Annotated in this window: 14 protein-coding genes; 6 read left to right on the forward strand and 8 right to left on the reverse strand. The window is 56.7% G+C overall.

The window, feature by feature from the left end; all coding sequences use genetic code 11:
* The first annotated feature begins 39 nt into the window (after nucleotides 1-39).
* Nucleotides 40-954 (forward strand): DMT family transporter, encoded by a 915-nt coding sequence (locus ACLHDD_RS04105; protein WP_427103049.1) that lies wholly within the window; start codon nucleotides 40-42, stop codon nucleotides 952-954.
* Here ACLHDD_RS04105 and rutG read toward each other — a convergent pair whose 3' ends face one another.
* The 6 genes from rutG to rutA are packed head-to-tail and all read right to left on the reverse strand — an operon-like array spanning nucleotide 955 to nucleotide 5,891.
* Entirely contained in the window at nucleotides 955-2,283 is a 1,329-nt protein-coding gene (gene rutG / locus ACLHDD_RS04110) for a pyrimidine utilization transport protein G (protein WP_427103050.1), read from the reverse strand.
* Between the two features lie 46 nt (nucleotides 2,284-2,329).
* The gene (gene rutF, locus ACLHDD_RS04115) at nucleotides 2,330-2,845 is read right to left on the reverse strand and encodes an NADH-dependent FMN reductase RutF (protein WP_427103051.1); all 516 of its coding nucleotides are present in this window, start codon (nucleotides 2,843-2,845) and stop codon (nucleotides 2,330-2,332) included.
* A 40-nt stretch (nucleotides 2,846-2,885) separates the two neighbouring features.
* Entirely contained in the window at nucleotides 2,886-3,671 is a 786-nt protein-coding gene (rutD, locus tag ACLHDD_RS04120; RefSeq protein WP_427103052.1) for a pyrimidine utilization protein D, read from the reverse strand.
* The gene (rutC, locus tag ACLHDD_RS04125) at nucleotides 3,671-4,066 is read right to left on the reverse strand and encodes a pyrimidine utilization protein C (RefSeq protein WP_427103053.1); all 396 of its coding nucleotides are present in this window, start codon (nucleotides 4,064-4,066) and stop codon (nucleotides 3,671-3,673) included. Before rutC ends, rutD begins: the two co-directional genes overlap by 1 nt.
* A gap of 20 nt (nucleotides 4,067-4,086) precedes the next feature.
* Nucleotides 4,087-4,800 carry a pyrimidine utilization protein B gene (rutB, locus tag ACLHDD_RS04130; protein WP_427105165.1) on the reverse strand — a complete coding sequence of 238 codons (714 nt, stop codon included), beginning with the start codon at nucleotides 4,798-4,800 and terminating at the stop codon, nucleotides 4,087-4,089.
* On the reverse strand, nucleotides 4,800-5,891 hold the full coding sequence (gene rutA / locus ACLHDD_RS04135; RefSeq protein WP_427103054.1) for a pyrimidine utilization protein A: 1,092 nt from the start codon (nucleotides 5,889-5,891) through the stop codon (nucleotides 4,800-4,802). Before rutA ends, rutB begins: the two co-directional genes overlap by 1 nt.
* 306 nt (nucleotides 5,892-6,197) lie before the next feature.
* On the opposite strand from rutA, the gene rutR reads away from it, so the two are divergent.
* Both rutR and ACLHDD_RS04145 read left to right on the forward strand, forming a co-directional pair.
* Nucleotides 6,198-6,833: an HTH-type transcriptional regulator RutR gene (gene rutR, locus ACLHDD_RS04140; protein WP_427103055.1), complete on the forward strand. Its 636-nt coding sequence runs from the start codon at nucleotides 6,198-6,200 to the stop codon at nucleotides 6,831-6,833.
* A gap of 39 nt (nucleotides 6,834-6,872) precedes the next feature.
* A complete protein-coding gene (locus ACLHDD_RS04145; RefSeq protein WP_427103056.1) occupies nucleotides 6,873-7,847 on the forward strand; it encodes a metal-dependent hydrolase in 975 nt (324 codons plus the stop codon).
* Between the two features lie 45 nt (nucleotides 7,848-7,892).
* On the opposite strand, the gene cycA is transcribed toward ACLHDD_RS04145, so the two are convergent.
* Entirely contained in the window at nucleotides 7,893-9,287 is a 1,395-nt protein-coding gene (cycA, locus tag ACLHDD_RS04150) for a D-serine/D-alanine/glycine transporter (RefSeq protein ID WP_427103057.1), read from the reverse strand.
* A gap of 284 nt (nucleotides 9,288-9,571) precedes the next feature.
* Between cycA and ACLHDD_RS04155 the strand changes: the two genes are divergently transcribed.
* The 3 genes from ACLHDD_RS04155 (at nucleotide 9,572) to ACLHDD_RS04165 (ending at nucleotide 12,874) form a co-directional block, all read left to right on the forward strand.
* On the forward strand, nucleotides 9,572-10,267 hold the full coding sequence (locus tag ACLHDD_RS04155; protein WP_427103058.1) for an extensin family protein: 696 nt from the start codon (nucleotides 9,572-9,574) through the stop codon (nucleotides 10,265-10,267).
* A 1,152-nt stretch (nucleotides 10,268-11,419) separates the two neighbouring features.
* Nucleotides 11,420-12,142, forward strand: coding sequence for a transcriptional regulator SdiA (sdiA, locus tag ACLHDD_RS04160; protein WP_427103059.1), 723 nt, complete (start codon nucleotides 11,420-11,422; stop codon nucleotides 12,140-12,142).
* A 120-nt stretch (nucleotides 12,143-12,262) separates the two neighbouring features.
* Nucleotides 12,263-12,874 (forward strand): autoinducer synthase, encoded by a 612-nt coding sequence (locus tag ACLHDD_RS04165; protein ID WP_427103060.1) that lies wholly within the window; start codon nucleotides 12,263-12,265, stop codon nucleotides 12,872-12,874.
* Nucleotides 12,875-12,904: 30 nt separating this feature from the next.
* On the opposite strand, the gene ACLHDD_RS04170 is transcribed toward ACLHDD_RS04165, so the two are convergent.
* A complete protein-coding gene (locus tag ACLHDD_RS04170) occupies nucleotides 12,905-13,129 on the reverse strand; it encodes a DUF2594 family protein (RefSeq protein ID WP_313652416.1) in 225 nt (74 codons plus the stop codon).
* Between the last annotated feature and the right edge of the window lie 4 nt (nucleotides 13,130-13,133).

Raw genomic sequence — 13,133 nt, forward strand, 5'->3', positions numbered from 1 at the left:
CTCCTCACAATACTGTCCGGATACCCTATCAGGTGAATTATGTCGGACACATCCCGCGCCTTAACCCTGCGCCTGACGCGGCAGGAGCTGGTGCTACTTTTTATCACGATGATCTGGGGCGGAACCTTTCTGGTGGTGCATCGCGCGATGCAACATTCGGGTCCGTTCTTCTTTGTCGGCCTCCGTTTCGCCACCGCCGCACTGCTGCTGGCCCTCTTTTTCCGGCGCTATCTGGCCAGCATCACCTGGCTGGAGGTGAAAGCGGGTGTGCTGATTGGCCTGTCGATCGCCGGGGGCTATGGGCTGCAGACCTGGGGAATGCAGACTATTTCCAGTAGTCAGTCTGCCTTTCTCACGGCGCTGTATGTGCCGGTAGTACCGCTTTTGCAGTGGCTGTTTCTGCGTCGTCCGCCCGGGCTGATGTCGTGGCTGGGGATCGCGCTGGCCTTTACCGGCCTGCTGCTGGTGGCGGGGCCGCAGGATGGGCGCATCAGCCTGAACAGGGGGGAACTGGCGACGCTGCTCAGTACCCTGGCGATCGCCGCCGAAATCATCTTAATCAGCCGCTACGCCGGCAAGGTGGATGTGCGCCGTGTGACGCTGATCCAGCTGGCGGTGGCTTCACTGTGCGCGTTTGGATTGATGATCCCCAATGGTGAAGAAATCCCTGACCTTTCTACGCCACTGCTGCTGAGCGCACTGGGGCTGGGCGCCGCCAGCGCGCTGATTCAGGTCACCATGAACTGGGCGCAGCGCAGCGTATCACCGACCCGCGCAACGGTGATCTATGCCGGAGAACCGGTCTGGGCGGGCGTGGTGGGACGTATAGCGGGTGAGCGTCTGCCCGGGCTGGCGTTGCTGGGCGGGGCGCTGATTGTCTGCGGAGTGATCGTCAGTGAACTACGTCTGAAACGAAAAAAGGCGGTGCAGCCTGCGGCCACACCGCTGGAGTAGCTAGCCCTGCTGTCGTGCCAGCGGCTTATCCTGCTGCTGCGCGGTGCGACGGCGCAGCAGCGCGTTAAGGATAATCGCGCCAAAGGTGGCCGTACCGATGCCGCCCAGGGTGAAAGAGCCGATTTTCAGCGCGAAGTCGCCTGCGCCAAGCACCAGCGTCGTCGCCACCATAATCAGATTACTGTTCTGACCCAGATCGACATGGTTCTGCACCCAGATGCGTGCTCCTGCCACCGCAATCAGTCCGAATACCACAATAGAGGCGCCACCAATGACCGGCGCCGGAATGGTGTGGATCAGCGCACCAAACTTAGGCGAAAAACCGGCCAGAATGGCGATGACGGCGGCAGCGACAAACGCCAGCGTCGAGTAGACTTTGGTGACGGCCATTACCCCGATATTTTCGGCATAGGTAGTGACGCCGCTGCCACCAACCGATCCGGAAAGCAGCGTCGCCAGACCGTCACCCACAAAGGCGCGGCCCATCCAGGGATCGAGATTCCGGCCGGTCATGCCCGCCACCGCTTTCAGATGGCCAAGATTTTCGGCCACCAGAATAATCGCCACCGGCGCAATTAGCACCATCGCCTGCAGATCAAAAGTCGGAGCGGTGGTGTGAGGCAGACCAAACCACGCGGCCTGTGACAGCAGGGTAAAGTCGACCGGCTTGCCCAGCCCCAGAACATTGGTCAGCAGCGCATAGAGCGCCCAGGCCAGAATCAGCCCGACCAGAATCAGCAGACGCTGAACCATCCCGCGGGTAAACACCGCCACCAGCCCGATGCAGAGCACAGTCATTACCGCGACCCAGCTGTCGAACGCCGAGGCGGAGACGCTGTGCACCGCAATCGGCGCCAGATTCAGGCCTATCGCCATCACCACCGCGCCGGTCACCACTGGCGGCATCAGGTTTTCGATCCAGCGCGTACCGGACTTCATCACTACCAGCCCGATCAGGGCGTAGAGCAGGCCGCAGGCGATGACACCGCCCAGCGCGACGCTGAGGTGAGGGTTGAGCCCCTGACCGCTGAAGCCGGTGACCGCAATCACCACACCGACAAAGGCGGCGCTTGAACCCAGATAGCTGGGCACCCGGCCGCCGGTAATAAAAAAGAACAGCAGCGTGCCTGTACCCGAAACCAGAATGGCCAGATTCGGGTCCAGCCCCATCAGCAGCGGCATCAGCACCGTTGCACCAAACATCGCGACCGCATGCTGTAACCCCAGCACCAGCGTCTGCCCCAGCGGCAGCGTTTCATCCGGTGCGATAATACCGTTTTCAGTTAAAGCCGACTTCTTCTGCCATTGTGGAAACCAGGATTGTGCCATCGTCTACTCCAGAGCATCATGACTGCCGGTGGGTGCGGAAAAAACGTTAACGGGCCTCCTGCCGCTTCAGGGGATGGTATCCCCGGTCAAACCATGCCAGTCCGTGGTTGTCCTCACTGTGAACCACGTCCACGACTTCGCAGAACAGCGTGTCATGCGTGCCGACGCTGACAATCTGGGTAATGCGGCAGTCGAAAGAGGCAACCGCGCCGTGCAGCACCGGTGAGCCGGTTACGGCCGCTGACCACTCTGCGGCGCTGAAACGCTCAGCCATCGGTGTCTTTCCGCCGAACAGGCCAGAGAGGCTTTCATGACCCGCCGCCAGCGTGTTGACGCAGAGCTGCCTATTTTCGCGAAACACTGGGTAAACCGAGGCGGCGCGATTCAGACAGACCAGCAGCGTCGGCGGCGAGTCCGTCACGCTGCACACGGCGGAGGCGGTAAAGCCCGCGCGTCCGGCCGGTCCTTCGGTCGTAATGATGTTGACCGCGGCACCCAGCCGCGACATCGCATTGCGGAACGCCAGCTTCTCAACGGCGGGGGTAAGGGTATCCAGGCTCATAATCTTCTCCGTAAAAGGTGAGGTCGACGCGCCGCAGCGGCTACACGTCATCCGTCTGATCCAGCCACTGCAGCAGCAGGGCATTGAAGTTTTCGGCGTCGGTAACGCTCATGGCATGTCCGCCCCAGGCCATTCTCTCTTCGGTGGCGGCGGGCAGTGCCCGGGCCAGCGTGGCCGAGCAGCTCCAGGGCACCAGCAGGTCGTCCTGACTGGCCATCACCAGCACCGGCTGGGTGATGGCCTCTGCCTGAGCGCGGAAGTCGGCATGCATAAGCGCCTGCAGCCGTCGCATCAGGTTATGCTGACCCTGAAAATGGGCGACGTGATGATGATCCTCCTGCGCCATCCGCGCCTGATGCTGTGCCATCCACTCTGCGGGATAGAGAAACAGCGGTTGCGCGCGGACAAAGGCCGCCACACCGCTGTTGAGCAGCAGCGCCTGTCGTGCCTCAAAGCAGCGCTGGGTATGAGGATGCAGCGCCAGCCAGCCGTTAATGACCACGATCCGCTGGATGCGCGTCGGAAAATCCAGCGCCAGCTGCAGCCCAATCAGACCGCCCAGCGCATGACCGACCAGGCTGAAGCGCAGGATGTTATGCTGCGCCAGCGCGTCGGCCAGCTCAGCCGCCATCATCGCCATACTGTAATCTTCCGGCAGCTGGTCACTGCTGCGCCCGGTGCCGCGCTGGTCATAGAGCACCACCCGATAGCGCGCGGCCAGGGCCGCCAGTTGTGGCTGCCAGAATCCCGCCACACCGCCCAGACCGGAGGCGAGCACCAGCGTCGGCGCATCGGGATCCTGCAGACCCAGAATATCCAGCTGCATCAGACCTCCGCGCGGCCGATGTGCGCCACGGAGGCGATTTCAATCAGCGCATCCGGCTTAACCAGTCCGCACTGAATACAGAAGCGGGCGGGCTTATCGTCGGGAAAATAGTCAGCGTAGACCTGGTTAACCGCCGCATAGTTGGCCCAGTCGGTGATGAAGATCGAGTTAAAGGTTACGTCCGCCATGCTGCCACCCGCGGTTTCAATGACTTTTTTGATGGTTTCCAGCACATGGCGGGTCTGCGCGGCGGCATCCCCGACATGCACTACGTTGTTCTCTGCATCAAACGGCAGGGTGCCGGAGACATAGACCACCCCGTCCGCCAGGGTGCCCGGCACAAACGGCGCGATAGGGGTCGTGGTACCTGGCGGCACAATAATCGTTTTCGGCATAGCGTTATCCTCGGGTTGAATTAGCGGGCATTCAGGCTTTCGCAGAACGTTTCGACATCCGAAACCCAGCCAAAAAAGGTTTCGATGTTGAACAGAGCGGCCTGCTGAGCCGACGGCGGCCCAGCCTGATACGTGGCGTCTTCCAGCACCACGCCGAAATACTCAAGGAAGAAGCCGTCGCGCAGGGTCGACTCCACGCAAACATTGGTGGCAATGCCGGTAAAGATCAGATGACGGATGCCCCGACTGCGCAGCATGCTGTCGAGCGGGGTGTTGTAAAAGCCGCTGTAGCGCGATTTTGGCAGTACGATATCACCTGGCTGCGGCACCAGTTCATCGACCAGCGCATAATCCCAGCCGCCTTTCGACAGCAGCGAGCCCTGCAGCTCGGGCCGTTTACGCATGGTTTTCAGCGCATTGGATTTATGGAAGTTGGGCGAGCCGGCGTCGCCCGCCTCCACATAATCCCTGTCCCAGCCATTCTGGAACCAGATAATCTGGACACCTGCTGCGCGTGCAGCCGTCACCGCCTGATGGATTTTTGCAATGACCGGCTTTGTGGCAGAAACATCGAAGCCCGCCAGATCGAGATAGCCGCCTTCAGTGGCATAGGCATTCTGCATATCCACCACAATCAGCGCAGACTGCGCGGGGGGAAAGGCGATGGGTTCGGGACGTGCCGGCAGTTCAACCTGGGGAGTATCCCTGATATGAGCGCAGTAAACGGTTTTCATCATGCCACCTCCTTCTGTGCATCCAGCAGGGCGCTGCGACAGGCCATCAGCGGCTGAATATGCTGGCCAAAATCCTCGATCCCCTGCAGGAAATCATCAAACGTCAGCAGTACGCCATGGGTGCCTTCCACCTGCGCCACCTCATCCAGCATCTTCGCCACGCTGGCCCAGGAGCCGACCAGCGTACCCATATTGATATTGACGGCCGAGGTCGGATCCGCCATCTGGCGCACATTGGTATCGCTGCCTGATTTGGTGTCCTGCTGGCTTTGTGTCGTGAGCCATGAGAGCGCCTCTTCGTCCGCACCCGCTTTGTAATGTTCCCACTTCGCCCGCGCCTCTTCGTCGGTTTCCGCCGCGATGATCATAAACAGTACGTAAGACCCCACATCGCGGCCTGCTTTCTCTGCCGCCTGCTTCATGCGCACCGACGTTGAGCTGAATGCTGCTGGCGTGTTGACGCCTTTGCCGAAGCAGAAGTTATAGTCTGCGTGCTGCGCCGAGAAGGCCATGCCGGCATCACTTTGTCCGGCGCAGATCACCTTCATCGGGCGCTGTGGTTGTGGACTGACGCGGCAGTCGTTCATGGTAAAGAATTCACCTTTAAAGTCTGAGCGACCGGTTCCCCACAGGTCACGCAGCACTGTCACATATTCGGTGAGATAGGCGTAGCGGCTGCTGAAGTACTCATCGCCGGGCCACATACCCATCTGCTCATATTCCGGCTTCTGCCAGCCGGTCACCAGATTGACGCCGAAACGCCCGCCCGAAATAGAGTCGATGGTGGAGGCCATGCGTGCCACGATCGCCGGGGGCAGCGTCAGGGTGGCAGCGGTAGCATAAATCTCAATGCGCGAGGTGACGGCCGCCAGGCCAGCCATCAGGGTGAATGACTCCAGGTTGTGATCCCAGAATTCGGTTTTTCCACCGAAGCCGCGCAGTTTGATCATCGAGAGCGCAAAATCAAAATGGTAATGCTCTGCTTTCAGCACGATCGCTTTGTTCAGTTCAAAGGTTGGCATGTACTGCGGCGCGTTGGATGAAATCAGCCAGCCATTGTTACCAATCGGAATAAAGACGCCTATCTTCATGTGAAACCTCGTTGCGATGGGGGAAAGGTGTTTCACGCGCGGCACTGCATCCTGCTACATCCCTGTGGGCTGCGCTCAGTCACAATTTTGCAAACTGTGTGCCACATTTTTTATTCTGATAAATAACAATGAGTTAAAATTAACCCGAAAGGGTTAAGCAGACCGTCGGGTCCATTTCAGACCGTTTGGTCAAAAATCGCTGCACGTTTTGCATGCAGACTGAGCAAAAAAGGTGCAGGCGAGCCGTTAGGCACACCTTCCGGCCTTTGCTATGATGCGCTGACACCAGATGGATGAGGTAAACCTGTGAAAAACGATGAAAAAAAGCCAACACGCCGTTCGCGAGCCGTTGCGGCGAAGCGGGCCGCCATACTGGACGCGGCGCTGACCTTCTTCTCTCAGTTTGGCATTCACGGCACCAGTCTTGACAAGGTGGCCGAGCTGGCCGATGTCTCCAAGACCAATCTGCTCTACTATTTTCCCTCTAAAGAAGCACTTTATGTGGCGGTGCTGAAAGAGATTCTGGATGTCTGGCTGGCTCCGCTGCGCGCCCTGGCACATGACCAGGATCCGCTGATGGCGATCCGGCACTACATCCGGCTGAAGCTGGAGGTCTCGCGCGACCATCCGCAGGCATCCCGGCTTTTCTGTCTGGAGATGCTGCAGGGCGCGCCGCTGCTGAAAGGCGAACTGGCAGGCGATCTCAAGCAGCTGGTGGATGACAAAGCGGCCATTATTGAACGCTGGATAGCCGAAGGGCGTCTGGCGGGCGTTCAGCCGCAGCATCTGATCTTTATGCTGTGGGCCACCACACAGCACTACGCCGATTTTGCCACTCAGGTTGAGGCAGTAACCGGCCAGACGCTCAGCGATCCGGCGTTTTTCGATCAGACTGTAGAGAATGTGCAGCGCATGATCATCGAAGGTATTCGCGTGCGCTGAAACAGAAGGCGTTCGCCGACAGGGTAATGGGGGAAAGTCATGGATTCTGTGTCGCAGTTTTTACTGGGTTCCGCAGTCAGCGTCGCGGTGATGGGGCGTCGGGTGCCGGTCTGGCAGGCCGCCCTGACAGGCGGGATCTGCGGCACCCTGCCGGATCTGGATGTCTTTCTCGATCATGGTGACGCGATTCGCAATATGACCCTGCATCGCACCGACAGCCATGCGCTGCTCTGGCTTACTCTCGTCTCACCCGTGATTGCCTGGCTGGTGGCGGGGCTGTTTCGTCGCGGGGTACGATGGCCACAGTGGTGGCCCGCCATCTGGCTGGCGCTGATTACGCATCCGCTGCTGGATCTGATGACAGTCTATGGCACCCAGCTGGGGCTTCCGCTAACCGATTACCCCTATGCGGTCGGCAGTATCTATATCGTCGATCCGCTCTATACGCTGCCGCTGCTGGCTGGTCTGGGTGTGGCGCTCTGGCGGCGCAGCGACAGCGGGCTGCGCGCAAACCGGATCGGACTCGCGCTGAGCACCCTCTATCTGGCATGGAGTGGGGTCATTCAGGGCGTTGCAGGCGGGCAGATTAACGATTCGCTGACGCAGCAGGGGATCCCGGCTGACCGGGTGCTGGTCACGCCGACTCCCTTTAACACCCTGGTCTGGCGCAGCGTGGTGCTAACCCCCGACCGCTATGGTGAAGCCTACTGGTCGCTGTTATCGCCGTCGCGCCCGCTGCAGGTGAAGTGGTATCCGCGGCATCCCGAACTGTTCGACCGTTTTCGGGGCAACTGGCACGCAGAACGCGTTGCCTGGTTCAGCCACGGCTTCTACGCCCTGCGCGAGCAGCATGGGCAGACGACGATAGCCGATCTGCGCATGGGGGAAGGGGAAGCCTATACCTTTACCTTTGGGCTCGGCACGCCGGAGCAGCCCGATCCGCGGCCGCAGCGTCTGCCGTACTCGCGCCCGGCCCTCCCGGCCCTTTTCTCATCGCTGGCTGAACGGCTGTAAAAAAAGCCCGGTCATCTGACCGGGCTTTTTTCACCGTGCTGCGGATCAGCGGCTGCGACGACGGCGCAGCATCCAGCCTGCACCCAGCAGAGCAAACCAGAGCGGCGTCACCATCAGCGCCTGACGCGTATCGTCCTGCAGCGTCAGCAGCACCAGTACAAAGGCGAAGAAGGCCATGCAGACCCAGCACATGAATTTGCCCAGCGGCATTTTAAACGCCGACGCCGCGTGGCGCTGCGGGTGCTTGTTCCGGTAGGCCAGATAGCTGCAGAGGATGATGGTCCAGACGAACATAAACAGAATGGCCGACACGGTCGTTACCAGGGTAAAGACTTTCATCACATCCGGGATCAGGTAGATCAGCGCCACGCCCACCAGCAGGCAGAGGCAGGAGAAGAAGAGGCCGGTCGTGGGCACCGAACGTGCCGAAAGCCGGCCAAAGGCACGGCTCGCCACCCCCTGCTGTGACAGACCATAGAGCATGCGGCTGGTGGAGAAGATGCCGCTGTTGGCGGAAGAGGCTGCCGAAGTCAGCACCACAAAGTTAACGATACTCGCCGCTGCGGGCAGGCCAATCAGGACGAACATCTCCACAAACGGACTGCGATCGGCCATCACCTGGGTCCACGGCGTCACCGCCATAATGACCATCAGCGCCAGCACGTAGAACATAATGACGCGCAGCGGAATTGCATTGATCGCCCGCGGCAAGACTTTATGCGGGTCGTGCGTCTCTGCCGCAGCCGTACCCACCAGTTCAATACCGACAAACGCAAACACTGCAATCTGGAATCCGGCAAAGAATCCGCTGATGCCTTTCGGGAACAGACCGCCATGCTCCCAGATGTTGCTCAGTGCCGCCGTACCGCCGCCAGGCGAAGGGTAGTGAAGCCAGACCAGCACGACGCCGGTCACGATCAGCGCCACAATAGCGACGATTTTAATGATCGCGAACCAGAACTCCATTTCGCCAAAGAGTCTGACGGTGGCAATGTTCAGTGCCAGAAACACCACGACGCAGAGCAGGGCGCTCATCCAGATCGAAAAGCCCGGGAACCAGAGCTGAAAATAGGCGCTGATCGCGACCACGTCCGCAATCCCGGTCACGACCCAGCAGAACCAGTAGGTCCAGCCCGTAAAATAGCCAGCCCACGGACCAAGCAGGTCAGCGGCAAAATCGCTGAAGGATTTATATTCGAGGTCAGAGAGCAGCAGTTCTCCCATGGCGCGCATGACGAAGAACAGCATAAAACCGATGATCATATAAACGAAGATGATCGAGGGACCAGCCAGGCTGATCGTCTTCCCCGAGCCCATAAACAGGCCGGTGCCGATCGCCCCCCCAATGGCGATGAGCTGAATGTGCCGGTTATGCAGATTACGCTGGAGCTTATCGGGCGCCTCAAGTGCGCGCGTGGTTTCTTTAGATTGATCAACCATAGAATTGTCTTTCCTGTCTTGATGTTGTGTCAGCTCTGCTGGCTGTTAGAAAACGCGTCTGCCCGGAGGCAAGTCGGCATAAGATAGAGGAAGAGAGCCTGAATCGGGTAACGCTTTTTTATCAATTGTGACGCCTCTGGCCCCGTAAGCGGTAATAACGCACAGTTTCGGTCACTCCTGCGTCAGTCTGAGTAATTATTCATCACGTTCTGTCAGGCGCAGGGCGGAAAAAGGGATCTGCTTCTATACTTTTTGTTTGTTAATCATAATGCTGCGAAAAATTTATGCGCACGCTTATCCTGTTTTTGCTGTTAATTGCACTGGGATGGGGCAGCTTACCCTGGCTTAAGCAGCATCTGCCGCCGCAGTTCAATCCCTTTACACCGCTCTCTGTTACCGATCCGCCCGGATGGATGACACAGATGAAGATGAAACGACTTGCCGGTAATGCCAGCGCCTGTATGGATGTTATGCGCCGGGCGCAACAGGCGGGCTGGGTCAGCTTCAGCGAGCGTCCCCCGATCACGGGAGAGTGTCCGATCGGTCAGCCGCTGCGAATTCAGAAACTGGGTCCGGTCAGCCTGAGCAGCAGTTTTCTGGCAAGCTGTCCGATGGCTGTGGCCAGCACCATGTATGCGTTACAAAGCCGTCAGCAGACGCTTCGCGATATGCACAGTCCACTGGTCCGGATTAACCATGTAGGCAGCTATGCCTGCCGTAACATCTACCATCGCGCGCAGGGACGGCGCAGCGAACATGCAACCGCCGATGCTCTGGATATTACGGGCTTTCAGCTGGCGGATGGCCAGCAGCTGCAGGTCAGTCGTCACTGGCAACAGCCGGCAGAGAAAGCAGCCATGTTGCATACGCTCTGGCGCGGGGGCTGTGCGGTCTTTGGCAATGCGCTCGGACCAGACTACAACGCCGCGCACGCCACCCATTTTCATCTGGGTATGCGTGGTACAGGCTACTGCCGCTGAATCATCAGAAAAGATGAAGACCGTCACCGTTCAGGCGCCGACCGGACCAGCAGAAATAAAATGACTGAATGCGTGTCGTGCCTCCTGCCTCACGTCGCGCGTTTCTGAACCCGGGAAAGCGGGAAACGCATTATTGTTTTTTTAGTACCAGTTAATTCAACATAACTGTATTGTCGCGCTAAACAAATTGATCAGATTTTCTGCATTTTTGGATTGTCACGCTGACCGGCCGAATGAAATTATTTCAGGATAACGTGAGCCTGTATTAAGAGAAATTAATTGTTCCTGTGGCCGGGATTGCTGATAAATACCTAATGGCGTTTGTGATAAAATTTATCTTCAGATACGTCAGTCGCGTGACTATCGATAAAGTGATTTTCATGACTAAAATAGAGTCAAAGAATGGCATGCAGAGGTGAGCAATAGTAATCATCCGCATCGGGTACGGGCAGAGAGATGAATTAAGTCAAATCAGAGTGCGTTCGGCACTTTTTTGCCAGTCAGATTATCCGCGCTGTAAAAAAGCAGAAAGGTGCAGAGAAACTGCGAGAGGCGCGATAAACACAAAGAATAAGATGCAGAATAGTTTGTGAAATTAGCTGCCCGTTATGCCTTTGGGACATCGCCTGTACGGCGTGAGCTTTGTCGGTTGAAGCCGTCGGGACAGCGCGCGGACAGGCAGCCTTTCTGCCCGGTGAATCGTGCTCTTAACAGAAAAATGAGATGAGCATACTGTTATTTGGCTTATCGCTTATTTCCTGCTGAAAAATATGTCGGTTGCGTCTCTTTCTGTTTTGTACACGGCACCATTATTAACGCTTTGTTTACGCATTAAATACACCACTGACGCATTCCTGCTGACTATTTTCAGCATCCTTTATCGGGCACGAAATTTTTAAGTCATTTACAGGGATTGAAATTCCATCAGAAAAATCTTATTCTTGATGGGTAATTGAAATTTCCGTGATAGGCCTCACATTGTATTGACGGAGACAGGTTTTTACTCCCTGATCGTGGTGAAAGATTAAATGCGCTGCAGAATGCGACGGCTTTATGCCAGGAATAAATTAATCTTTTTTCTGCTAATTTATTTTAACGGTTGAATCCGACTGAATAACACCGCAAAGGTGAGTGAAAAAACGCTGAGGCAATATGAGCACTGAAAATTATTTCGCCTGGCGGAGTAAGGTGAAAAAACAATTTCAGGCATTAACGCTTTCGTCTGAACTGAAGATGTTACTGCAACATTTTACTGAATCATTAGGTTTTGACTACTTTGCCTTTCTGATTCAGCACCCGGTGCCTTTTACCCGGCCACGGATACATTTGCATAGCACCTACCCCCGACTCTGGGTAAAGCGTTATGAGAAGCAGAATTATTACGCTGTCGACCCGGTGCTCACGTATTGTCAGCAACCGGGTCGGGGTATGGCATGGTCACAGGAGCAGTTCGCTGATGCCCCTGGTCTGTGGGATGAGGCAAGGGAATATGGACTGATGAGTGGTTTTTCATGCTCCGCAATGGCACCAAATCGCGTCATTGGTATATTATCTATATCATCGAAACAGACCCTTCCAGTCCAGCTCTGCCATGCTGAGCTGGAGGTAAAACTACACCTTTTAGCGGAACTAAGCCTGGATACGCTGGAGCGTCTTCGCGATGATGCCATGATCGTGCTGAAAAATGCGTTTAGCCAGCGTGAGCTGGAAATTCTGAAATGGACAGCTGAAGGAAAAACAGCAGCAGAGATTTCCCTGATTTTATCTATCTCTGAACATACCGTTAATTTTCATCAGAAAAATATGCAAAAGCGTTTCAGTGTTTCCAATAAAACGCAAATTGCCTGCTATGCAGCGGCAATCGGACTGATTTGAACATAAACAACTGCCACTTTTAGCAGTTCCTTTGTTCAGGGCAGTTGTCTACTCTGCGCCGGAACTTTGCCAGGCTGGCGCAAAGCAATCACAGCAACATGAGGATGTCAGAGGCGCATAATGAAAATAGTGCAAACGCAGTTGAAGGATATGCCATCCTCATTACTTGCCGAACTGGGCAGCTATCGGTACAGCGTCTTTGCGCGCGGCGAAGGGTGGTCTATTCCTCCCCGCCTTAGTACGCCAGGACAGGAGTATGATCGCTACGATCGTTCAGACGTCACCTGGCTAATCGCCTGGAATGCCCGATCCGGGATAAGCGGCTGCGCGCGTCTGATGCCCTGGTTCGAGCCTGAGCAGAGCGAGGGCATCGTATTGCCTTTCAGTCATGAGAAAGTATGGGAGATGTCGCGCTTCTCAGCCCGGCTGGAAGTAGATGCTGAGTTGCCGCTGAATATTCTGTGGCACGCAGTGCAGCTGGCTGAACTGAATGGAATGGAATATATCATCAGCTCGGCCACGCCGATGCTGGAGAAGATGTTTGAGCAGCATCAGGTGATCTATGAACCGCTGACGCCAGGACTCATTCTGTCAGAAGATAACCTGTTTGCGATCCGGATTCCGGTGGTTCAGCCTGCGCTGGCCGAGAAGTATCGTGGAACGCGGCGTTTCAGCCCGGAAGAGGTTCTGCCGACGCTGGGTGTGTCAGTGAACTGGCAGGCTCATAACTGACGAATTTGCCCCCAGGCGGGGGCGAAAGACTTACTGGCGGTAGGCCGTCTTAATCTGTTTGATGGTATTGCTGAACACTTCGGCCTGTGGCTTATCGCCCAAAGTCTGCACATAGCGCTCCATGTTGATGATGACTTTTCCAGCATCAGCCTGACCCATACCTTTAAGGATAAGGGTGATCATCATCTTAAGACCCGCGATCTCATCCGCTAATTTCTGGGCTTCCTGCGAAGTTGCAAAATCTTCATCGCTCATGATT

Origin of the sequence: Pantoea sp. NSTU24 (genome assembly GCF_050157905.1) — a bacterium.
In the GTDB taxonomy this organism is placed as follows: domain Bacteria; phylum Pseudomonadota; class Gammaproteobacteria; order Enterobacterales; family Enterobacteriaceae; genus Pantoea.